Annotated in this window: 18 protein-coding genes and 2 pseudogenes; 9 read left to right on the top strand and 11 right to left on the bottom strand. The window is 68.8% G+C overall.

Annotated elements, in window-relative coordinates:
- The first annotated feature begins 612 nt into the window (after positions 1 to 612).
- A complete protein-coding gene (locus tag IEY95_RS47820) occupies positions 613 to 1,851 on the top strand; it encodes a PP2C family protein-serine/threonine phosphatase (protein ID WP_189192623.1) in 1,239 nt (412 codons plus the stop codon).
- 438 nt (positions 1,852 to 2,289) lie between these two features.
- Here the strand turns inward: IEY95_RS47820 and IEY95_RS47815 are convergent, their stop codons facing one another.
- Positions 2,290 to 2,448, bottom strand: coding sequence for a hypothetical protein (locus IEY95_RS47815; RefSeq protein WP_189192622.1), 159 nt, complete (start codon positions 2,446 to 2,448; stop codon positions 2,290 to 2,292).
- Positions 2,449 to 2,452: 4 nt separating this feature from the next.
- Here IEY95_RS47815 and IEY95_RS47810 point away from each other — a divergent pair, with 4 nt between their 5' ends.
- A complete protein-coding gene (locus IEY95_RS47810) occupies positions 2,453 to 2,773 on the top strand; it encodes a hypothetical protein (protein WP_189192621.1) in 321 nt (106 codons plus the stop codon).
- 213 nt (positions 2,774 to 2,986) lie between these two features.
- Positions 2,987 to 3,151: a hypothetical protein gene (locus tag IEY95_RS50985; RefSeq protein ID WP_189192620.1), complete on the top strand. Its 165-nt coding sequence runs from the start codon at positions 2,987 to 2,989 to the stop codon at positions 3,149 to 3,151.
- Between the two features lie 185 nt (positions 3,152 to 3,336).
- Here IEY95_RS50985 and IEY95_RS47800 read toward each other — a convergent pair whose 3' ends face one another.
- Positions 3,337 to 3,810, bottom strand: coding sequence for a MarR family winged helix-turn-helix transcriptional regulator (locus IEY95_RS47800; protein ID WP_268240561.1), 474 nt, complete (start codon positions 3,808 to 3,810; stop codon positions 3,337 to 3,339).
- A 168-nt stretch (positions 3,811 to 3,978) separates the two neighbouring features.
- Between IEY95_RS47800 and IEY95_RS47795 the strand changes: the two are divergent.
- Positions 3,979 to 4,776 (top strand): annotated as a pseudogene (locus IEY95_RS47795) (carbon-nitrogen family hydrolase).
- A gap of 228 nt (positions 4,777 to 5,004) precedes the next feature.
- Here IEY95_RS47795 and IEY95_RS47790 read toward each other — a convergent pair.
- A complete protein-coding gene (locus IEY95_RS47790) occupies positions 5,005 to 6,291 on the bottom strand; it encodes an ATP-binding protein (RefSeq protein WP_189192619.1) in 1,287 nt (428 codons plus the stop codon).
- Positions 6,292 to 6,970: 679 nt separating this feature from the next.
- Here IEY95_RS47790 and IEY95_RS47785 point away from each other — a divergent pair.
- Together IEY95_RS47785 and IEY95_RS47780 are read left to right on the top strand one after the other, a co-directional pair.
- Positions 6,971 to 8,944 carry a sensor histidine kinase gene (locus IEY95_RS47785; protein ID WP_229703856.1) on the top strand — a complete coding sequence of 658 codons (1,974 nt, stop codon included), beginning with the start codon at positions 6,971 to 6,973 and terminating at the stop codon, positions 8,942 to 8,944.
- Positions 8,941 to 9,360 carry a roadblock/LC7 domain-containing protein gene (locus tag IEY95_RS47780; RefSeq protein ID WP_189192617.1) on the top strand — a complete coding sequence of 140 codons (420 nt, stop codon included), beginning with the start codon at positions 8,941 to 8,943 and terminating at the stop codon, positions 9,358 to 9,360. The genes IEY95_RS47785 and IEY95_RS47780 overlap by 4 nt, the downstream gene beginning before the upstream one ends.
- Positions 9,361 to 9,491: 131 nt before the next feature.
- Here the strand turns inward: IEY95_RS47780 and IEY95_RS47775 are convergent, their stop codons facing one another.
- Positions 9,492 to 11,183 carry an acetolactate synthase large subunit gene (locus IEY95_RS47775; RefSeq protein WP_229703855.1) on the bottom strand — a complete coding sequence of 564 codons (1,692 nt, stop codon included), beginning with the start codon at positions 11,181 to 11,183 and terminating at the stop codon, positions 9,492 to 9,494.
- A gap of 175 nt (positions 11,184 to 11,358) precedes the next feature.
- Here IEY95_RS47775 and IEY95_RS47770 point away from each other — a divergent pair, with 175 nt between their 5' ends.
- The gene (locus tag IEY95_RS47770) at positions 11,359 to 12,096 is read left to right on the top strand and encodes a flavodoxin family protein (RefSeq protein ID WP_189192616.1); all 738 of its coding nucleotides are present in this window, start codon (positions 11,359 to 11,361) and stop codon (positions 12,094 to 12,096) included.
- Positions 12,065 to 12,360 (top strand): annotated as a pseudogene (locus IEY95_RS51165) (IS630 family transposase); the annotation flags it as partial. The gene IEY95_RS47770 and the pseudogene IEY95_RS51165, both read left to right, overlap by 32 nt.
- On the opposite strand, the gene IEY95_RS47765 reads toward IEY95_RS51165, so the two are convergent.
- From IEY95_RS47765 to IEY95_RS47745, 5 genes are all read right to left on the bottom strand, one after another.
- Positions 12,354 to 12,854: a hypothetical protein gene (locus tag IEY95_RS47765; RefSeq protein WP_189192615.1), complete on the bottom strand. Its 501-nt coding sequence runs from the start codon at positions 12,852 to 12,854 to the stop codon at positions 12,354 to 12,356. The pseudogene IEY95_RS51165 and the gene IEY95_RS47765 overlap by 7 nt on opposite strands.
- Before the next feature lie 225 nt (positions 12,855 to 13,079).
- Positions 13,080 to 14,036, bottom strand: coding sequence for an MvdC/MvdD family ATP grasp protein (locus IEY95_RS47760; RefSeq protein ID WP_189192614.1), 957 nt, complete (start codon positions 14,034 to 14,036; stop codon positions 13,080 to 13,082).
- A gap of 14 nt (positions 14,037 to 14,050) precedes the next feature.
- A complete protein-coding gene (gene tgmA / locus IEY95_RS47755) occupies positions 14,051 to 14,242 on the bottom strand; it encodes a putative ATP-grasp-modified RiPP (protein ID WP_189192613.1) in 192 nt (63 codons plus the stop codon).
- Between the two features lie 338 nt (positions 14,243 to 14,580).
- Positions 14,581 to 14,919, bottom strand: coding sequence for a hypothetical protein (locus IEY95_RS47750; protein ID WP_189192612.1), 339 nt, complete (start codon positions 14,917 to 14,919; stop codon positions 14,581 to 14,583).
- A gap of 339 nt (positions 14,920 to 15,258) precedes the next feature.
- The gene (locus IEY95_RS47745; protein ID WP_189192611.1) at positions 15,259 to 16,572 is read right to left on the bottom strand and encodes a vanadium-dependent haloperoxidase; all 1,314 of its coding nucleotides are present in this window, start codon (positions 16,570 to 16,572) and stop codon (positions 15,259 to 15,261) included.
- Positions 16,573 to 17,344: 772 nt separating this feature from the next.
- Here IEY95_RS47745 and IEY95_RS47740 point away from each other — a divergent pair.
- Positions 17,345 to 18,562: a PP2C family protein-serine/threonine phosphatase gene (locus IEY95_RS47740; RefSeq protein ID WP_373294695.1), complete on the top strand. Its 1,218-nt coding sequence runs from the start codon at positions 17,345 to 17,347 to the stop codon at positions 18,560 to 18,562.
- 639 nt (positions 18,563 to 19,201) lie between these two features.
- Here the strand turns inward: IEY95_RS47740 and IEY95_RS47735 are convergent.
- The gene (locus IEY95_RS47735; protein WP_189192609.1) at positions 19,202 to 20,155 is read right to left on the bottom strand and encodes a thioredoxin family protein; all 954 of its coding nucleotides are present in this window, start codon (positions 20,153 to 20,155) and stop codon (positions 19,202 to 19,204) included.
- A complete protein-coding gene (locus tag IEY95_RS47730; protein ID WP_189192608.1) occupies positions 20,156 to 21,352 on the bottom strand; it encodes an epoxide hydrolase family protein in 1,197 nt (398 codons plus the stop codon).
- Positions 21,353 to 21,481: the final 129 nt, after the last annotated feature.

Genomic DNA, 21,481 nt, shown 5'->3' with positions numbered 1-21,481 from the left:
TAGCGGCGGGCCGGGCGTCCACGGTCCATCTCATTCTGGCCCCGGCCGGCCGTCGTCGCAGGACACGCAACGGTCAGAGGTGTTCGCACGGCAACCGTCGCCAGGTCCACCACCTGCTCCTCGTCCGCGAGCAGGGTCAGTACCGCAGGCAGGTCGGCACCTGCCTCTGGCTTCGCAGGGATCCTGCGGCCCTGACCATCACCGATCGCCGGACCTTGCCGAGCTCCCAGCGGACCGACTACCGCGAGTAACCAGTGTCGGCTGGGTTCCTCCGTGCGCACTCCGGCCTACGGGGCGGCGCGGCCGGCCGCTCCATCGGGGGGCGCGGTCGCGGTCGCGCACAGCAAGGCGCAGGACGCGGCCCTGCTGCGGTCCTCCCGTCTGCTGCTGGTTCGCCGGGGAGAGGGGCGGCGACCGCCCCGGCGCCTGCCCCGCCCGCACCTGCTGCTCGTCCGGGAGGTCGCCAAGCAGGCGTGCTTGACCTGCGCAGATACAGGCGAAGCGGTGACCCTGCACCGGCTTCTGGATGCCGTGGGGCGAGCACGGACGCTGGATCGCTCGTAGAGTGGAAGTGCAGGCGGTCGCGCTCGCAAGCTCTACGGAGAGCGCGTAGTGACAACGGACATCGACTTCACGGCGTTCTTCGACGCCACTCCAAGCCCGTACCTGGTGCTGGACACGGACCTGGTGGTTCGCTACGTCAATCCGGCATACCTGCTGACCACCGGGCGGACCAGGGACGAGCTGATCGAGAAGTACTTCTTCGACGTCCTGCCGGAGAACCCAGGCACCCCCGAAGGCACACAACGGAACCTGAAGGCGTCACTGCTCCAGGTCCTGGACACCGGGCAACCGGACACCCTGGTGCTGCAGCGGTACGACATCCCCGCGCCCAACCAGCCGGGCAGGTTCGAGGAGCGATGGTGGTCCGAGGTCCACACCCCGATTCTCGGGCCTGACGGCAGGGTGAAGTGGATCGTTCAACGGGCCGAGGACGTTACCGCCTTTGTCCACTCAGGCCAGGCTCGCGAGCTCACCGGTGAGTTCAGCGAGCGGGAGAAGGGCATGGCAGCCGAGCTGTACGTGCGGGCCCGCGAGGTGCACCAGCTGAACCAGGAACTGCGCGAGGCCCATGCCCGTGAACAGCAGGTCGCCGTCACCCTGCAGGAAGCCATGCTCTACATCCCCGACCTCGACCGGCACAACGACAACATCGCTGTGCGCTACCTGCCTGCCACCACGTCGCTGAACGTATGCGGCGACTGGTACGACGTCGTCGACCTGCCACCCGACCGATACGCCGCGGCGGTCGGAGATGTCGTCGGCCACGGCCTGCACGCCGCGGCCGTCATGGGCATGCTCCGCAGCGCCCTGAGCGCAGTCATCCGCGCCACTCCCAGTCCTGCCCAGGCTCTGGAGGTCCTCGGTCTGTACGCCCGCTCCCTTGAAGGCGCGACGGCCGCAACCGCGGTCAAGGTACTCATCGACACCCGCAGCATGCTGATCATCTACAGCAACGCCGGGCACCCACCACCCGTCCTGCTCCACTCCGACGGGACCTGCGAAATGCTGGACCAGGCGACTGATCCGCCGCTCGGCGCCCGCCCGCACCATGTCCCCCGCCCCCAGGCCGGCCTGTCCTACGCCCCGGGGGACACCCTCGTGCTGTACACCGACGGCCTCATCGAGCGCCGCGACGAGGACATCGACGCCAGCCTGGCACGTCTGACCACAGCCCTGGCCGAGGACAGCACCCTCGCCCCTGGCCAGCTGGCCGACGCGCTGCTGACCCGCCTCGGCGTCGCTGGTGGCGCCCCTGACGACATCGCCCTCATCGTCATCCGCCTATAACTCCGAGCGGCCTCTCGACCGGCGGTGTCAGGGCGCGGCGCCATGGTCTCGGTACAGGCAGTAACAGCCCGCCAGGAGGGCGAAGTTCATGGTCATGGCGCCCACCGACGAAGGCGCACCAGCACACGCAATGACCGTTCCGGTGCTCGCCGAGCCGTGCTCCCTGCGCTGCGCATGGGCACAGCCTCATGGTCCGGGCGTGCTGCAGTTCACACGGCACGCGGCCTCAACAGCGGAACAAGCAGGGGTAGTTCACCGTTCATCCATACGTGGCTGCGGAGGGGACAGTGTCCCCGGGCCTCGCCCATAGCCCATGGGGACGATCGTCCGGCTGAAGCCCCATGGAGCCTTCCGCCGCGAGGCGACCGCCCTCCGCACGCCACCGCACACGGCCCCGGCTGGTCTCCCCCCGTCCAGCCGGGGCCTTCGTGTGTGCCGTTACCGGGCGAGGGTGACCGTGATCGGGACGTCCGGGCAGCGGCTGAGGTTCTCCCAGAGCGCTGCTTGTTCGGTCGGGTCGATGGCGAGCTGGTACCTCGTCTTGTCGGCGACCCAGTCGGTGACGTACTGGCAGCGGTAGCCCTTGGACAGGGGCAACCAGGTGCCGGAGTCCTGGTCGGCCTTGGACCGGTTGGAAGCGGGCGGGTTCGCGGATTCCCGGACCGGTCTGCTGACGAACCCCCGCCTCGAGGCGCTGAAGGAGCTCCTTGCGGCCGAGGCGCAGCGCAACGGTGTCACCCTCGACGCCGCGCTCCGCGAGGCCTGGCGGCCCGACGCCCTCGTACAGCACGGCGACCGAGTGATGCTGACGGAGGCCAAGCGGTACCGCGGAGCGGACGGGAGCCAGCCGCACGAGCCGGCCGGCACCCAGCCCTCCGACGGCGGCGGATGCCGGGCGAGGAGGCCGCACAAACGGCGGTGACGGCGAGCTCGGGGAAGAAGATCTCGGAGGCGGTGTCAGTCGTCGTCCGACCGGCCTGCCGCGACCCCGCCCGCCGACGGTGCGGGCGAGCACGGCAGTTCGGCACGAGGCGACGGTTGCGACGGTCCGTGGGCGGCCGTCGGCGCGCATCGTGCCCGGACGGGCCGGGGGTCAGCGCGGCGGCGGCAACGCCGGACCAGCGGGTGCAGCAGAGTGCCCGCCGGTGAAGTACGGATCCTGCAGCGGCCGCATCACCCGCTGAAGGTCGTGGAGAATCCGCTCGGCCTCGCCACGCACCTGCGCAGGAATGTCACCGCGCTCCGCAACGAGGCGCTGATAGATCGGGACATCCTGGAACACGGACACGCGCCCTTCTGATCGGCCGCCTCACACCCGACGCGGAGGCAGCGTCCTAGTCTACGGCCCGGTTGTAGCACTGCGGCGCCCAGGTGATGGCTCGACAATTCAGCGGCGGTCGAGACCCTTTCCGCCTGCTGGGTGAATTCTGGGCGCGACGCCCTGAAGGTCCCCCGTTCCGCACCCCGGTGAGGACGGGGAAAGGCTCAGTTTTTCGGGGCCGCGGCCTTGTTCGGGTCGATGGCCCCCTCGTCCGGGTCAGTTAACTTGTTCGGGTCGGTGTTTGTCAGCGACTGGCCCAACGAGCCGAGCAGAGCCTCCAGTTGCCGCTGCTCCGCGGGTGGGAGCCCGGCGAGCATGTCCCACTCGCCCGCGGCACGGGCGTCGGCCACCCTTCGTGCCAGATCCTGGCCGGCCGCCGTGAGGCGCAGGCGAACGATCCGTCGGTCCCGCTCGTCGCGTTCGCGTTCGATCAGGCCGGACTCCGCGAGACGGTCCGCCTGCATCGTGAGGCCGCCCTGGCTGAGCGGTACGGCGGCCGCGATCTCGCCCACTGTCTGCCGATAGGGCGGCCCGGCCCGGCGCAGCGCGGCGAGTAAGTGGTGCGACTCGGTCCGACCGCGTGCCGGTCGGCAGGCGCGCGGGGGCCCGAACTTCCGGGTGGCGCTGTCGGCTGGTATCCGTCGGAGAACCGTGCGGTACAGCAGTGCGCGGTGCCGTCAGACCGCGGCCCCGAGGGGCGCCGGGCGCTTTCCTCCCACGGGACGCGAGATGCACATGTTGTTTCCTACGCTGATAAAGAACGGGTTCCCTTGGACCGTGCCGAAACGGTCTCGGAGGTGACAGCCATGCGTGCCTCGCTGATACAGCTGTCCGTGGACTCGTCGGACTCCGCCGACGAGCGCCGTCACAGGGCAGCTTCGCTGGTCCGCGGCAGCACGGGCGACGATCTGGTGGTCCTGCCGGAGCTGTGGACGGCCGGTGCCTGGTCGTACGACCGCTGGGGGCGCGATGCCGAAGGGGTCGATGGCCCCACTGCCGAGGTCATGTCCGCCGCTGCCCGGGAGGCCGGGGCGTGGCTCCATGCCGGATCGATCGTCGAGCGGGACGGGGACGGGACGTTGTACAACACCGCTCTCCTTTTCGACCGGGCCGGCGAGCTGCACGGCAGCTATCGCAAGATCCACCGATATGGCTTCGACACCGGCGAGGCGACCATGATGGGCGGCGGCGCCGACATCGTGACCGTGCCCACCGACTTCGGTGTGATCGGCCTCGCCATCTGCTACGACCTCCGTTTTCCCGAACTCTTCCGGGGCCTGCTCGATGCGGGCGCGGAGCTGATCGTGGTGCCCGCCGCATGGCCCGCGGCCCGTCTCAGCCATTAGCAGCTCCTCACTCGCACAAGGGCCCTGGAGGAGCAGGTCTTCCTCCTGGCCTGTTGCGCGGCAGGTGCCCATGGCGGTGTGCAGCAGGCAGGACACAGCACGGTTATCGACCCCTGGGGAACCGTCCTGGGCGAGGCCCGCACCGCAGAGGAGACGGTGACGGTGGATTTCGACATGACCCAAGTTGCCCGGATCCGCTCCGAACTCCCTGTCCTGCGCGATCGTGTGCTTGCCATCGAGGCCCCCGGAGGGCGGTGAACCCGGCGGCAGGCCGTGGGCGGGGCCGGCCGATGAGCGCCGGCGCGTGCGCCCAAGCCCCTTCCAGGGGCTCCGGCCCTTGCCCCGTCACCCTGTGCGCCAGGGGCTGCTGGTGGCAGAGGTCGGCGGCCATGTTTCTCCGGCGCGGCCCGATGACCTGGCCCAATCACCGAGGAATGCCGACTGACGCCTGTGGCTGTTGACGTCGGCCAAGCGGCGGGATCGCTTTCAGAGCCGACTGTACTTCTCGATGTCCTCGGTGAATTCCTCGATCGCCCGTGCGGTGAGCGTTGGCCGGGTGTCGGCGATGGCGGTCATGTAGTCCTCGGTGGTGGCCGGTCGGCCTTGGCGTTGCGTGACTTCGCGTTCGAAGGCCGCCTGGGCGCCCTTGCGGGCAGCGAACTCGATGTCGGCCGGGGTGAACAGCTCGCTCGCCCCGACCAGCCGGGTGAGGTCCACCGAGTCGGCGGCGGCCCTCAGGTAGCGGGCCCAGATCGCTGCACGGGCGGTCGGGTCAGGGGGGCCGATGGGGATGACGTAGTCGAACCGTCCGGGTCGCAGAAAGGCCGCGTCGAGAGAGCGTACCGAGTTGGTGGCACAGGCCAGGAGCCGCGCATCGTGCTCGCGGAAGACGGGGATGAGTTTGAGCAACTCGTTGGTCACCCCGTGCCCGGGATCGACCGCCTTCCCGGATCGCGCGCCGGCGATCTCCTCGACCTCGTCGATGAAGAGCACGACCGAGTCCAGTTCCGCCAGTTCCGCGAAGGCGTCCCGCAGTGCCGTGGCCAGCCCCTCACTCGTGTCGGCGGCGAGCCGGGACGGGAAGAGCTCCACGAACGGCCAGTCGAGCCGCGAGGCGACTGCTTTGGCGAAACTGGTCTTTCCGGTGCCGGGTGGGCCGAACAGGATGACCGCCTTGGGCGGGACGACACCGTACTGGTCGGCCAGCGTCGGCTCCGTCAGCGGGAGCACGACACGACGTTCGACGACCTGCTTCTCCCGCTCCATGCCCGCCATGGCGTCCCAGAGCCCCGCGGGCAGGATGCGGCCGCCCAGCGCCGCGAGAACGTCGGCGTTGGCGGTACCCGGCGGTTCGAGCTTCTCGTAGTAGGTCAGGTCGCCGCGGAACTGGTAGCCGGAGTTCTCCAGAGCCTTCGTCCCGGCGACGCCCGCGGGCATCAGCGCGCTGATGTGGCGCACGCCCAGTGCCCGCAGGCGCCGCTCCAGCTCAGTGAGCAAAGCACTGCCGATCCCCCGCTCGCGCCATCGGGAGGCGAGCGCCACCAGGAGAATCCACCCTCGCCTGCCCTGCGCCTGAGCCACAGCCATTCCGACGATCTCGTCGCCGACCACGGCGACCACAGCCGCCTGACCGGCCTTGGCCGCGGCCATCACCTCGGAGACCGGAAACACCGGGTCCTCGTCGGCCTGGCGGCTCTGGTCCCAGATCTGGATCGCCTGGTCAAGGTCGTCGTCGTGATAGTCGCGCAGATGCCATGCGGGCACCGCCACCACCTCTCCCGGCCCGGGAGTCCCATTGTCCCCCGCTGGAGCGCGGGCAACGAATCGTCCAGCGCGGGAGGCGGGCGCTCCACGGCGTAGAGAGGCATTACTGCACGTCAGGCGCACACCGCGGCACCGAGACGGCCTGTGATGCTCACCTTGGCTGAACGATCAACCGCAGCTCCCACCCAGTACACCTGCACATCCCCAGCTCAGGGCCTTCGCCACTGCGCAGAAGGACCGGTCCTCGCCAGTAGATGTCGCTCGTGGATGTCAGCTGGGGCGGCGTTTCTTGCGCTTCTCAGCCTGGCTTCTTCCTTCATGCGCTGGGCCACGCCGTACGCCGACCACGGCCCCTGGTGTGCTGGGCTGCGGGCGGTGCCTGACGTCACCTAACTCTGCCCCCGACCGCACGTCTTGTCCTCCGCGGTCACAGTCCCTCGGCCCGACGTGTGAGGGCGGCGCAACTGAATCTCCCGCGCGGCCTAACAGGTCGGAAACCGGCCGCCGCCGCGGTCGGACTAGTTTCGTGATTATGAGGGTGTGCACGCCAGTACGGTCGGTACTCAGCCGGCTCGGCGCAATCGGCAAGAGCGGTTTAGGCAGGGGCAGTTCAGGGCGCCGCCGCAGTGGAAGCCTGACGTCTCCGGGCCGTCGGCCGATGCCCGGCTGGCGCAGCATCAGGGGCCGTGTGGCGGTGGTCATCACGGTCCCGATCTGCCTGCTGCTGGCGGTGGCCGGCCTCGCCGTGTACGGGCGCGCCGAGGCGCTCGGTGACGCCCGGACGACCCGTTCCGAGGTTGGCCTCAGCCTGCGCATCCAGGCTTTGGTGCACCAGCTGCAACGCGAACGCGGCCTCACCAATGGCTTGTTGGGAGGTGAGGGGGAGTTCCGCTCACCGCTCACCGCTACGCGCAAGCGCGTTGACACAGCGCTGCGCGGAATGCGCCCCGAAAGCGCCGTCGAGGATGTCATCCAGCGGCACCTGCAGCGTCTTGCCGACATCCGGGCCGCTGCCGACAAGGGCAGCGCGGATCGGGCCGCGACCCTGACCTTCTACACCACCGCCGTCGACGCCCTCAACGCCGTCGACCCGGTAGCGGAAACCACGACTGGCACCGACCGTCAACTGCATGACGATCTGGCGGCGTTGCGAGAACTGGCCGCGGCCAAGGAATCAGTCGCACTCGAACGCGGCCTCCTCAACGGCGTGTTCGCCAAAGGTGGCTTCCACGACCGCGAGTACCTCACCTTCACCGAGGTACGTGCCACGCGCCTCGCCGCCCTCGCCCGCTATAGGCAGACCGCCACCGCACCCCAGCGCGCGGCCGTGAAGAACGCCTTCGCCACCGAGGACGCCGAACGCGCCACCGCCTACGAGAACCGGGCGGAAGACGCCGCCGACGGCTCCGCGATGCGCGCCGACGCCCGCTCCTGGTGGGATGCGATGACCGTACTCGTCGACGACCTGTACGCCGTCCAGCAGTCAGTCGGTGACGACGCAAGGGACCGGGCCGACCGGCTCAGCCACGACGCCGAGACCGGCCTCGCCGCCTATCTCGTCGCGGGAGCGCTCATGGCCGCCCTCGTCGCGGGCCTCGCCGCTTTCGCCTCCCGTTCCCTCACGCGCCCCCTCGGCGCGCTCACCGCAGCCGCCCACGACGTGGCACGGCACCGGCTGCCCGCAACCGTCGCCCGTATCCAGCAGTCCCCACCCGACCACGTGGAGCTCCTCCCACCGGCTGACGCGCCGGACAACCCCGATGCACGGCTGCTGGGCGGCGCGGCGGAGATCGCCGAGGTCGCAGCGTCCCTGCACCAGGTGGAACACACCGCCCTCCACCTGGCCACCCAGCAGGCCAGCCTGCGCCGTAACACCACTGAATCGCTCGCCAATCTCGGCCGCCGCAACCAGAACCTCGTGCGCCGTCAGCTCAGCCTCATCACCCGCCTGGAACGTCAGGAACTTGACCCGGACGCCCTCGCCGAGCTCTTCGAGCTCGACCACCTCGCCACCCGGATGCGGCGCAACGCCGAAAGCCTTCTGGTCCTGGCCGGGCAGAATCCACCGCGGCCCACGGCAGCACCCGCCGACGGCCTGGAAGTCGTCCAGTCCGCCGTCGCCGAGGTGGAGCACTACCGACGGGTCCTGATCGCGACCGTGGAGCCGGTGCGGGTGCGCGGGCACGCCGTCGCCGATGTCGCCCACCTCCTTGCCGAACTCATCGAGAACGGGCTGACGTTCTCGCCACCGACCGAACCGGTCGAGGTGCACGGCTGGCACGACGCCGAGGACCACGCGTACTGCATCGCTGTCGTCGACCACGGCATCGGCATGTCCGAAGCCGACAAGGAACGGGCCAACGCCCGCCTCTCCGGCACAGGCGAGGAGGCTCTCCTCGCCGCGCCCACCCGGGTCCTCGGCCACCTCGTCGTCGGCCGGCTCGCCCACCGCCTCGGTGACGGCACCCAAGTCCACCTCTTCGACACCACCGGTGGCGGACTGTCCGCACTCCTGGCCCTCCCCGGGCGCCTGCTCGCCCCCGTGGAGGGCCCCTCCACCTCACCCCCGCCCGTCAGGCCCGCTGTCTCCTCCCTGCTCAACGGCTTCCGAGCAGGCGTCGCCCGTGCCGAGGCCCAAAGCAAACAAGGAGCGTCATCGTGACCACCGCTGTCCAGAATTTCGGGTGGCTCATCTCGGAGTTCGTACGCACTGCCGACGGCGTCACCGATGCCGTCGCCGTCTCCTCCGACGGCCTCCTCATGGCCGCCTCGGACAGCCTCGGCCGAGATCGCGCCGATCACCTCGCCGCCGTCGTCTCCGGCATCACCAGCCTCTCCCAGAATGCGGCGACGACGCACGGCTTCCACGGCATGAAGCTCGTCATGATCGAAATGCTCGGGGGCTTCCTCATGGTCGGTCGCATCCGCGACGGCAGCTGCCTCGGCGTCCTCGCCGCCGAGGGCTGCGACGTCGGCCTGGTCGGCTATGAAATGGCCGTCCTCGCCGACCGTGCCGGCGAACTGCTCACCCCACAGTTGGTACGCGAACTCAACGCCGCTCCCCTGGCCGCGGGATAGCGGCGGCGCGCCCGGGCTGCCCGCGTCTCAGGAAGCGAAGCCAACAGGTGCTCGGCCTGGGGATGAAGCAGACGGCTGCCGGACGCCATGAGGGACAGAGACCGCACATTTCGGATCCTGGGCCCGTCAGGTCAGAACGGGCCGTGGAGACTGCCCAGTCTGTCGGTCAGGCGCAGATTCTCGGAGTAGTCGACGGGGCAGGCGATCACGGAGACAGTGTCGTCGTCGAGGGCACGGCGCAGCACAGGCAGAAGCTGGTCGGCCGCCTCGATCCTGTAGCCGCGTGCGCCGAAGCTCTCGGCGTAGGCGACCAGGTCCGGGTTGGTGAACCGGGTGTGGCTGTGGCGACCCAGTTCGAGTTCCATCTTCCAGGTGATCAGGCCGTACTCCTGGTCCACCAGGACGAGGACGACCAGCGGGACGCGCTCACGGATCGCGGTCTCCAGTTCCTGGGAGTTCATCAGGAACGAGCCGTCGCCCATCATCGCCAGGACTCGCCGGTCCGGCCGGGCCAGCTTGGCGGCGATGCCGCCCGGCAGTGAGAACCCCATGGTGGACAGGCCGTTGGAGACCAGGCAAGTGTCCGGCTCGTAAGTGGGGTAGAGGCGGGCCATCCACATCTTTCCGGCGCCGGTGTCGGCGAGCACGATGTCGTGGCGGTCCAGCGCACTGCGCACATCGGTCACGACGCGCTGCGGCGCCAGGGGGAACGCGTCGTTGTCGCGTCCATACCGCAGTTCTTCGTCGAGCAGGGTGCGGATCTTCTCGCTGCTTCCCGAGTCGTAGGTGAGTCCTTCGGGCAGTGCCGCCGCGAGGGCGTCCAGCGCCTGAGCGGGGTCACCTCTGACGCCCACCGCGACCGGGTAGTGGGCGTCCACCTCGGCGGGGAAACGGTGTAGGTGCAAGATCCGCTTGTCGCCGTTCGGGTTGATCTTGACCGGGTCGAACTCCTGGATCTCGTAGCCCACGCAGATCAGTACGTCGGCCGCGTCGAAGCCGAAGTTGCCGTAGTCGTGGCGCATGAAGCCGACCGCGCCGAGAGCGTTCGGATGATCGTCGGGGAAGACGCCCTTGCCGTGGAACGTGGTCGCGACCGGGATGTTCAGCCGCTCGGCGAACCGCACCAGGGCGGCCGAGGCCCCGGCTCTGGCGGCACCGTGGCCCGCCAGCACCACAGGGTGCCGCGCGGCGGCGAGCACCTCGACGGCCCGCGCGACCTGGGAGGGCGACGGTGCGTCGGGGCGCACGACGTCGACCTGCAGGGGTGCCGGCGGCTCGGCGGGTCGTTGCGCTTCGATGTCCTCCGGCACCGCCAGGAACACGGCGCCGGGGCGCTCGCTCTGCGCGGTCTTGAACGCCTTGCGCGTCATCTCCGGCACCGCGTCCGGACACGCGATCTGGGCCGCCCACTGGGTGACGGGGGCGAACATCGACACCAGGTCGATGACTTGGTGCGACTCCTTGTGGATGCGGCGCAGCGACCCCTGTGCGGCCAGGGCCACCATCGGCGCGCTGTTGGTCATGGCGTCCGCGGTGCCGAGCAGCAGATTGATCGCGCCAGGCCCCAGCGTGGCCGAGCACACTCCGGCCCGGCCGGTCAGCCGCCCGTAGATCTCCGCCATGAACGAGGCAGCCTGCTCGTGTCGCACCAGGATGTACCGGATCCCGGAGCCGTTCAGAGCGTCGACGAAGCGGATGTTCTCCTCACCGGGAATCCCGAAGACGTACTCCACGCCCTCGGCCCGCAGGCAGCGCACCAAGAGGTGCGCGACGTCCTCCTCTGCTGCCGTGTTCCGCGACTCGGCCACGCCCTCGGTACTCATGAGACGAACGTAGGCATGCCCGCCTGCCCCGGCCACTCGTCGGCCGCCGACCGGGGCGCGGACGCCGGGGCCATTCGGAGGCGTTGTGGTGGCGGCTGCTGAGGTCGGCCCGCACGCTGGGCGAAGTCGACGAGTCGCCGTGCACAGTGCGGTGGCAGAGCTCTGGGAGGACCGTGTGACCGCTACGTCGCCCAACACCGACGCACCGCCGGCCAGGTACGACGACCTGCGGGCCCTGGTGATCAACTGCACCCTCAAACGCTCCCCGGAGACAAGCAACACCCAGGGCCTGATCGACCGGAGTACCACCATCCTGGACTCCCAGGGAGTGCACATCGATGTCATACGGGCCGTGGACCACGACATCGCCACCGGCGTGTGGCCAGACATGAGAGAGCACGGCTGGGAGACGGACGCCTGGCCGGACCTGTATCAGCAGGTCATGGCGGCCGACATCCTCGTCCTGGCCGGCCCGATCTGGCTGGGCGACAACAGCTCCGTGATGAAGCAGGTGATCGAGCGCCTCTACGCCTGCTCCAGCCTGCTCAACGAGGCGGGCCAGTACGCCTATTACGGCCGTGTCGGCGGCTGTCTGATCACCGGCAACGAGGACGGCGTCAAGCACTGCGCCATGAACGTGCTCTACAGCCTGCAGCACCTGGGGTACACCATCCCGCCCCAGGCGGACGCCGGTTGGATTGGCGAGGCGGGCCCGGGCCCGTCGTATCTCGATCCCGGCTCGGGCGGTCCGGAGAACGACTTCACCAACCGCAACACCACCTTCATGACCTGGAATCTGCTGCATCTGGCCCGGGCGTTGAAGGACCTGGGTGGCATTCCCGCCTACGGCAACCAACGCATCGCCTGGGACGCCGGCTGCCGCCGGGACTACGAAAACCCCGAACACCGGTAGCGAGATGTCAAAGGCGGACCGCGGGCGGCCGCCGGGTTCGGCACCATCCAGCGGATCCCGAGGCCGGAGACCGGCCGAGCTCTGCTGTGCAACAGGCCAGGCCTGCCCGCCCGTCCGTGCTACCGGCTGCGCCGGCACACCGGCCGCAAGGGCGAGCGCCGCTCGCTCGGCGAGAGTGACTGCATCCACCTGCTCGACGGCGCCCACCACCTGCTCAGGGCCCCGCTGATCGTGGTGTGGGACCGGCTGAGCACGGGTCAGTCTCCCGTCATTCCCCAGAAGACCCACTCCACCTGGTTCCCCTGAGGGTCGTAAACCGGGGCGCAACAGCCGGACCCGCGGAACATGGGAGGAAGATCCGATGCCGAGGTCTTGTACACACGTTCAATGAGATCGCGTGTCGGCTTCTCCTCGCCGAAGTACTCAAGTACTTCGTGAGGCACGACCATTCTCACGGTGCCGTCCTCCTCGTCATCGACGTCGTCCGTCTCGATCACGCGGTCCACATCGATGACCGAATGCGTGCCCCCCTCCTCTTCCAGAATTCCGCTCTCCATCAGATCAGCGAGTGTGTCCAGCGCCGGTTCCTGATGACGCCAGGACTGCTGGAACACCCGCTCGCGGAGCTGGTCCAGTGCGGCCTGGGCGTTACCACCCTCATCGGTGAAATAAATCCACCTGGACGCTCCCACAAGTACTCCATTCGTTGCACAGGCACAGCCAACGCGGGTCACATGACAGCACAGGACCGTCGGCACCGGGGTCTCCTACCCGATCGGTGTCGCGAAGGCGGACGGGTGATCGCCGGCATGACCCGGCGCCCACTTCGGTCCACCGCTTCCCGCTGCTCCTGCTCCTCACCCTCGTGGCGCTCATGATTACGGGCGTCGGAGCCTCGATGTGCTGCTTCGTCGAGTGAACGTCACCGAGGGGGCCTCGCTGCGGGTAGCGAACGCGGCGCGTCGGCTCGCCGCGGGGCCGCCTCACCAGTGGCTCCCGGGAACACGGCGATCGGGCTTGCGCTGTGACAGCCACAGAGCGACCGCCTCCGAGATCGGCTGCCCGGTCTCCAGTTCGACGAAGCCGAACTGGCCACCCTGATTGCACTCCAGGAACCACCAGATGCCCTCCTCGTCCTCGGCGAAGTCGAAGGCGGCGTACGCCAGTCCGGCAAGGGCGACGTAGTCATGCACCGACTTTCCGACGCGTTCGGGCACCGGGACCACCTCCCAGGCGTGCCCGGTGTCGCCGTAGCGCCCGTCGACCTGGCCGGGCTCGGCCGTCTTCCGCGCGGCGAACATCTGGACGCCGACACAGGTCAGACGAATGTCGGCCCGCTTGTGTATGTACCGCTGCAGCAGCGCAGGGCCGGCCGCGACGGCAGAGAAGTCCGCGTCGGGGCCGATCAGAGTGGTGGGCAGGGCCATCGGGGGGTCACCGGGCGGCGGTCCCGACGCGGACTTCACCACCACGTCCCGGTGCTCCTCGGCGAACTGCTGTGCCAGGCGCGGGGCGGTGGTGAAGACGGTCGGTGGTACGGCGAAGCCGCTCAGGTGAGCGACCCTCAACTGCCATGGTTTCAGGCGGGCCAGGTCGGCGCTGCGCGGATGGTTCATCCATCGCGTGGAGGCGGAGTGGAGCATGCCGAACAGCGCTTGACGGGTCTCGGCGGTCAGCCACGGTGAGGGGCGTGCCGCGTGCCCGGCCGGTTCGCCTGGCCTGCGCACCCACACGGAGCGCAGGCCTCCCATGCTGAGCACATGCCCGTTCACCGACAGGTGGCCGTCGAAGTCGCCGTGCGCGTAGTCGGCGGACAACACGGCCTTTCCCGGCACGTCGGCTGGGTCCAGCCGCATCACGGGTGTCCCCATCCCGTGCAGCTTGGCCACCACGATGTCGGCGGTCACGTCCTCTTCGGACGTGAGGATCAGTACGGTCATTTGGTTACGGGTCGTCAGTCGTCGAAGTGGGTCTGGGAACCGGCGGTGGATGTCGTCGTGCCGACCGCCAGGAGAAGGTCCGGGTCACTGACGGCCGGGCGGCCGTCGGGAAGGACGTTCAACTGACGCGACTCGTCGAAGTTGTACGGCGTCACCACGGCAGGAAGCCTTCTGGGAAAGGCGTAGTTGAGGGTGAACGGTCGCACTCGGAACCTCCGCGATCAGACGGCGCCTTGCGCGAATATCGCGTGAGGAAACCGTCACTGTCTGTCGTATGAGGGTGAAGTTCGCAACGTTGCAGGTCACATCATTCGCAACGTCTGCATCAACTGCACCAGTTGTATGCACCTTCCCCACGAATCACACATCGGATTGAGCATCACAAGTGTCACAGGGGTGCTCGGGGTGACGGCCTCCTTACTCTCAGGAGGTCTTCGCGGTCCCTTTCCTGCAGAAAACAATGGTCGTGCGGCCGACGTCGGGCTCGGGGCGACTTGGTGCGGCTGATGCGCAAAGGTCTGTGAGACCGGCTTGGCCTGGGTCATCAAGCCGCGTTCACAGCCCCCTGTCGGTGTCCTCTGGCGAAGGCATCGGTGCGGCTACGCGATGTCAGCCGTCGAACCGGATCCACTCGACCTCGGTATCGGCCAAGAGCGCCGAGGTGGGTGGCGCCGGCCCAGGCGCTGAAGCTGTTGTAGTCGGCGCCCATCGCAGCCTCGTACAGGGAGAACTGGATGAGGAAGCCGCTGAGTGGTTCCTGCTCGGCGATCGGGGGTTCGTCGTACTCAAGGAACCAGACCGTCGGATCGGCTTCGAGGCCGTCAAGCGTCCACAACAGCGACCAGAAGAACCCTCCCTGGTCTTCCTCGCCGAAGATGAGCATCTCTCCATTCGGGTCGGTCAACTTGGAAGCGGGGAGGATCCGGTTCTGCACACCGAGGGAACCCGGGCGGTGCCTGGGTCATCAAGGCGCGTTCACAGCCTTTTCCCTGGAGTGCCCCCGCTGAGCTGCCGGGCGCGCTGCTCCAGTTCGAGTCGTAGTCCCCAAGCAGCCACTCCGGGCCGCCCGAGTCGCACTTGCCGTGGAGGACGCACGCCCCGTCCCCGCTCGGTCTCTGTCAGAAGTGGCCGACCCCTGCCAGGGAAAGGTCTACCCGTGATCCAGTGCTCAAGGCAGGATGTGAAACCCGGCTCGACGCCGGGTCCCCTTCGGCTCTGTGGTTCAGTCGCTGTCGTCGCCGCACTGCGGCTCGGCGAGCCTGTCCTGCCGAGCCGTTCGTGTCGGCGGGGACGGCTGGGTGCGGTCCTTGGCGACCGGCTGGAAGTAGTGGTCCAGCGCCCAGGCGGCCACGTGGGTGCCGGCCCGGCAGCCGGCTACGTCCGCCGTGCGGGAGTGGACGCCGCCCCACACACGGGCGTCGATGACATCCCGGTTGAGGTCGTCGACGGACCCGTAGAACCGCGTGGTGCCGGTGACCTCGGAGGGGACGTAGAGGTCGATGTGCGAGGTGCCGAGGACGCCGGTCAGGGCGCGTGCCACGGCAGCGGTGACGGTCGTATGGCCGGCGATGTAGTCCGGGTGTGGTGGGGTGATGAGCAGCGGCTCCCAGGCCGGGTCCGCCGTCGTCGCGGGGTTGCCGTCGGTGTCGGCGAGGCGGATGGCGGTGATCGGCCGCCAGGAGCCGTAGTGGAGCTTGGCGTCCCATGCGGTGACGACGGCGTCGGTCGCCGACGCGTTCACCGCGGCGAACAGCCGGGCCGTCTCGGCGATGCCGAGCCGGTGCCGGGCGGCGTGGTCTCGTACGGCTGTCTGGACCTGTGCGACCAGGTTGCCGCTGAAGAAGAGGGCGGTCTCGGTCTGCTGCGCGCTCCTGCCCGAGCCGGTCTTCGCGCCCATGGCCTTCAGCTCCTGAAAATCCTCGGCGTAAGCGGTCGAGGAGAGGGCGGGTGGTCCGCCGGGGCGGAACTGCTGTGGGGAGGCGAGCAGGAGCGGGCGGAGCCTGGCGAGCCAGGTGTCGATGAAGGGCTGGAACGCGGGCGGGGTGGGCCGCCAGACCCCCGGTGCCGGGGAAGCGGTGAAAGGAACGTCCGCGAACCGGCCGTCCCCTTCCCGGAGTTCGATGATGCGGGCGGCAGCGCGCCTTCCGTAGTCCACGCCCCGGTCTCTGGCCTGACCGGCCGGAAGAGCGGCGAGCGAGTCCGCGTAGGCGGTGTCGAGCCGCTCCTTGAACGCGGGGAAGCAGGTGAGCAGCACGTCGTGGGCCGCAGTGGCGGCGGCCGCCGCGGAGGATGCCTTGGCCGGACCGCGCTCGCGCCATTTGTACAGGGCGTAGCCGCCTTCGATCCCCACCACGGCGTTGTACACGGCGACGGAGACGAACCCTTCCCAGATCGCTACCTGCCCGGAGGGGCGGGGGCCAAGGCTGGTCTTGATCGTGTCGGTGGCGATGGCGTTCCACTCGCGGACCACGGCTGCCGGGTCCGCCGCGGTCCGGGTGTCCGCGTCGGGGGGACTTGCCTCGGCGGTGAGCGTCACGAGGGCGATGGCCGCGACGGCGCAGATGAATGCTCGGGCACGTGAACGCGGAGGAGCGGGAAGAGGAGGCTCTTGATGCACAGCGTGCTCCCTAGAGTTGAGTGCCCAAGGCTTAGCAACGGTCCACTGGGTGAGCAAGACAACTCGCCGCGAACCGGGCAGGCCTAGGGCGCCCTCGAACGCCCCACCGCCCGCTCCGGGGAAATCACCGCCGGACGGACTCTGCACCCACCCCGGGCCCCGGCGAACCGCGCCGCAAGGGGCAGGGTCGCGAACCTGCTCGCCCGCCTCGACACCGAACACGACCAGGTGCTCCCGTTCGCCTTCGACTGGCGGGTGCCCTTCGACACCACAACAGCGAACAGGCCATCCGGATGGCCAACGTCCAGCAGAAGGCCGCCTGGCACCATCCGGTCAAGCGATCATTTCGATGGCGGCCACGAGTACGAATCGGTCGGCAGCCTCTGTCAATCCGTCGAAGGCCACGCAGATCGCGGCTTTGTCAGGCGCAGTAGGAGGAAGGGCCCGCACTGTGCCTTCGGGTGTCCGGTGGTTCACATGAGAGAGTCCCAGTTGGCCCTCGCGGAGGATTCGGACCGGATTGTGGCGGTAGATCGGTGATCTTGATACCGGGCCGGCTGATCACACGGCCGGCGCATGAGGTGGGCCTGGTCGAGCTCAGCCGACCGCTCTGGCCGCCGCTCTCGCCCTCGTTACGGGCTTGCCTGACGTGAGAAAGGACGGGGTCGGTGTGAGACTGGGCACGGAAGGGGTGATCCCCGTGTCGGTCCCGCCACACGCGACCTCCGGTCCCGACACCGCCATCGACGAGAATCGGCTGGAACAGCTGATCATCGAGGCGCAGACGGCCCTGCCGGTCGAACTGCCCGCCCTGGCGAACCGGTGCGCCTCATCCCTCGGCCTGGACACCGCGCTGATCTACCTCGTCGACCTGCAACAACGGCTGCTCATCCCACTCGACGAGGCTTTGGAGCCGCTGCCGGTGGACCTCTCGTCGGCCGGCTGGGCGTACCGCACGGTCTCCCCGCGGCTGGCCGAGGCCGACGACGGCTTGATCCTCTGGATGCCTCTGGTCGACGGTGCGGAGCGGCTGGGCGTGCTGGCGGTGCGGACCGCCTCGCTCGACAGGATACGGATGCGCCGCACCCGGATGCTGGCCCACCTCCTCGCCATGCTGATCACCTCCAAACGCGCCTACAGCGACTGGCTCGCCGCCCGTACCCGCACCGCGACCATGCAGTTGCCCGCCGAGATGCTGCGGGCCTTCCTGCCACCCCGCACCATCGGCAGCACCAGGTGCGTCTCGACCGCGATGATGGAACCGGCGTACGACATCGCCGGCGACGCCTTCGACCACTCGGTGGTCAAGAACATCCTGCACACCATGATCCTCGACGCCATGGGTCACGATCTGACCGCCGGCCTGACCACGTCGGTCGCCATGGCGGCGGCGCGCAACGCCCGCCGCGGCGGTGGCCACCTGGCCGACGTCGTCGGCTCCGTCGACCGGGCGCTCGCCCAGTGGTTGCCCGACCAGTTCTGCACCGGCGTGCTGTGTCGGCTCGATGCCGAGACCGGGGTGCTGCGCTGGGTCAATTGCGGTCACCCCCCACCGCTGCTGATCCGTGCCGAGCGGGTGCTCGCCGGAGCGCTGGACAGCCCCCCACAGCCGCCGATCGGCCTGGCCGGCCCACTCGCCCCAGCAGCCCGGCAGGTCCACGAGACGACCCTGGAACCGGGCGATTGCGTCCTGCTCTACACCGACGGTGTCGTGGAGGCTCGCGACGCGGACGGTTCGGAGTTCGGCCTCGACCGGTTCACTGACTTCATCATCCGCTCCAACGCCGCCGGACAGCGCCCGGCCGAGGTGCTGCGGCTGCTCATCCACGCCATCCTCGATTACCAGCGCAACCAACTGCGGGACGACCTGACCATCCTGCTCTTCGAATGGCGCCCGCAGCACCGATGACGCGGTATTGCGCCAAGCCTCGCAGTGCCCGTACGCCGCCTTCGTCCGGGTCGGGTACTCGGCTGGCTTCCCCTCCCCTGGTGTCCGGGCCGGGAAGCCGAGGCGAAGTCAATGCGTCGCTGTGCGACGGCCTCTGACGTGGAAGCGCTGTTGGCCAACAACATCAAGCGAGATGGTGAGGCATCCACGCCTCAACCGACTTTGTCTTTGCACAGGTCAGGGCACCGTACGGGGGCAAGATCGGATGACAGGGGACAGCAGCCAGCGCTGCACCGGGCCGCACTGTCCAAACAGTCGCCATTCCCAGCGTCGACCCCGCCGTATGCGCCAGTCGCAGAAAGGGTTGTGAGCGAGGCTTGACCTGGGTCATCAAGCCGCGCTCAGGGCCTTGTCCACGGGCGCCACGCGGTGCTGAGATTTGGCAGCAACCCACCGGGCGGGGTCGCGCCGCTGCCGTGAAAGGCGGTTCACCGATGAGCTCATCGTCAGCGAACTTCTCGGCAACGCGGTCCGCTACGGCGCTCCGCTCCTGCAACTACGTCTGATCCTCGACCGGATGCTGACCTGCGAGGTCAGCGACGGCGCGACCAGCGCTCCACAGGTGAAACATGCCCGCACCATCGACGAGCCGTCTGTTGGCTACCCGAACGTGAACGCGTACGCCTCGGCGCCGGACTCGAGGAACGTGATCTGCATGGTCCGCTCGCGGACCGTGTCGTGCTCGCGCACGAGTTGGTAGAGACGGCCGTCCCGGAGCAGGCCGTTGCCGTCCTCGTCGACGTCCACGCCGTGCGACCGGCCCGGCGCCTCGCCGTCCACGAGCACGCGGAACGCAATCGGATCGTGCGTCCCCCGGGACAGCACGAGGTGAGCGTCGCGCGCATGAAACCTGCAGGCGATGCTCCCGCCGGCCTGGTTGAGCACGACGTGCTCACGCCCGATCGTCCACTGGCCGACGAGGGCCCAGTGATGGGAGCGCAGGCGCTCCAGGGGCGCGTAGACCCGGCGTTCGTCGAACGCGGCGCCGTCCGGTGACGCGAAGTGCTCGCTGCGCTCGTAGCCGAGATACGTCTCGGGTGTACGCAGGTGGTCCCAGTCGGCCGCCGCCTCCACTCCGAACCCTTCGACGCGTACGAGCTTGCGCTCGACACCGAGCAGCCGCTGGATGACGCGCTCCGATTGCTCGTAGCGTCCCTCGCCGAAGTGGTGGCCGCGGATGATGCCGTCCGCGTCGACGAAGTAGAGCGCCGGCCAGTAGTGGTTGTCGAAGGCGCTCCAGACTCCGTAGTCGTTGTCGATCACAACCGGGTAGTCGATCCCTCGCTCCGTCATCGCGTGCCGCACGCGGTCGATCTCGTGCTCGAACGAGAACTCCGGCGTATGGCCTCCGATGACGACCAACCCGTCGTTTCGGTAGGCCTGCGACCACGCACGGATGTACGGCTGCGCGCGCAGCCAGTTGATGCACGTCAGCGTCCAGAAGTCCACGAGGACGACGTGGCCGCGCAGCTCGGGGCGGCCGAGCGGCTCGGAGTTGAGCCACTCGGCCGCCCCGCCGAGCGAGGGCATGTGCCGTCGGTCGAGCGCGGTCATCTAGCGAAGTGACCGGAGGCCCACGCGAATCTCCTCAACGAGCAGCTCCGGCTGCTCCCACGCGGCGAAGTGGCCGCCCTTGGGGGTCTTGTTGTAGTGGACGAGGTTGGGGTAGGCCTGCTCCGCCCAGCTCTTCGGGGCCTGGTACATCTCGTCGGGGAAGACGCTCACGGCGACCGGCAGGGAGACGCCCTTGACGCCGAAGAAGGAGGTCGTGTTCTCCGCGTAGAGGCGAGCCGCGGAGATCGCCGTGTTCGTCAACCAGAAGAGCGTGATGTTGTCCAGGACATCGTCTCGGGTGAGGCCTTCGGTGACACCGGCGAAGGACCGGGAGATCATGGCCAGGCTGGCCGCGTCGTGGTCGAGCAGGAACGCCGCCAGGCCGACGGGGGAATCCGCCAGCCCCGTCAGCGACTGCGGACGCGACCCCATCTGGTAGGCGAAGTAGACGTGCCGGTAAGCGAAGTCCAGCTGATCGACCGCCGCCTTCTCCTCGTCGGAGAGCGACAGGCCCGCAGGCAGCGGGTTGCCCGCGATGAGCGCAGCGTCGATGGCGGGCGGAACCACGCCGGCCATGTTGGTGTGGATGCCGACCAGGCCCTCGGGCTCCTGCACACCCATGAAGTCGGCGATGATCGCGCCCCAGTCGCCGCCCTGTGCCACGTACTTCGTGTAGCCCAGGCGCTTCATCAGCTCTCCCCAGGCGCGTGCGATGCGCTCGGGACCCCAGCCGGTCGTGGTGGGCTTGCCCGAGAACCCGTAGCCGGGCATCGACGGGATCACCAGGTGGAAGGCGTCCGACGCGCTTCCACCGTGGGCGGTGGGGTTGGTGAGCGGCTCGATGATCTTCAGCTGCTCGATGATCGAGCCGGGCCATCCGTGCGTCACGATCAGCGGCAGAGCATCCTCATGCTTCGAACGAACGTGAATGAAGTGGATGTCCAGGCCGTCGATCTCGGTGATGAAATGCGGCAGGGCCTTCAGCTTCGCCTCGACCTTGCGCCAGTCGTACTCCGACGCCCAGTAACGCGCAAGCTCCTTCATCGTCTCCAGCTGCGTGCCCTGCGACTGGTCCGCAACGGTCTCCTTCTCGGGCCACCGCGCCGCCTCAATGCGCGCGCGCAGATCCTTGAGTTCCGCCTCGGGGAACTCGAACGTGAACGGCCGGATCGCTGTCTCTTGGGGTGTTGCAGACATGTGTGGGGGTCTCCTTGTCATCGTCAGCGGCTCTGTGTCGCTGACTCCTCCACGGTGGCATCGCCGTGCGTACCTCGCCCCCGTGGAAACCCCGGGGTCGGACCCGTGGCTGAACCCGGGGGCATTGCG

This window comes from Streptomyces albiflavescens (assembly GCF_014645835.1).
Lineage (GTDB): Bacteria > Actinomycetota > Actinomycetes > Streptomycetales > Streptomycetaceae > Streptomyces > Streptomyces albiflavescens.
This window is presented reverse-complemented; position numbering and strand designations above follow the sequence as displayed.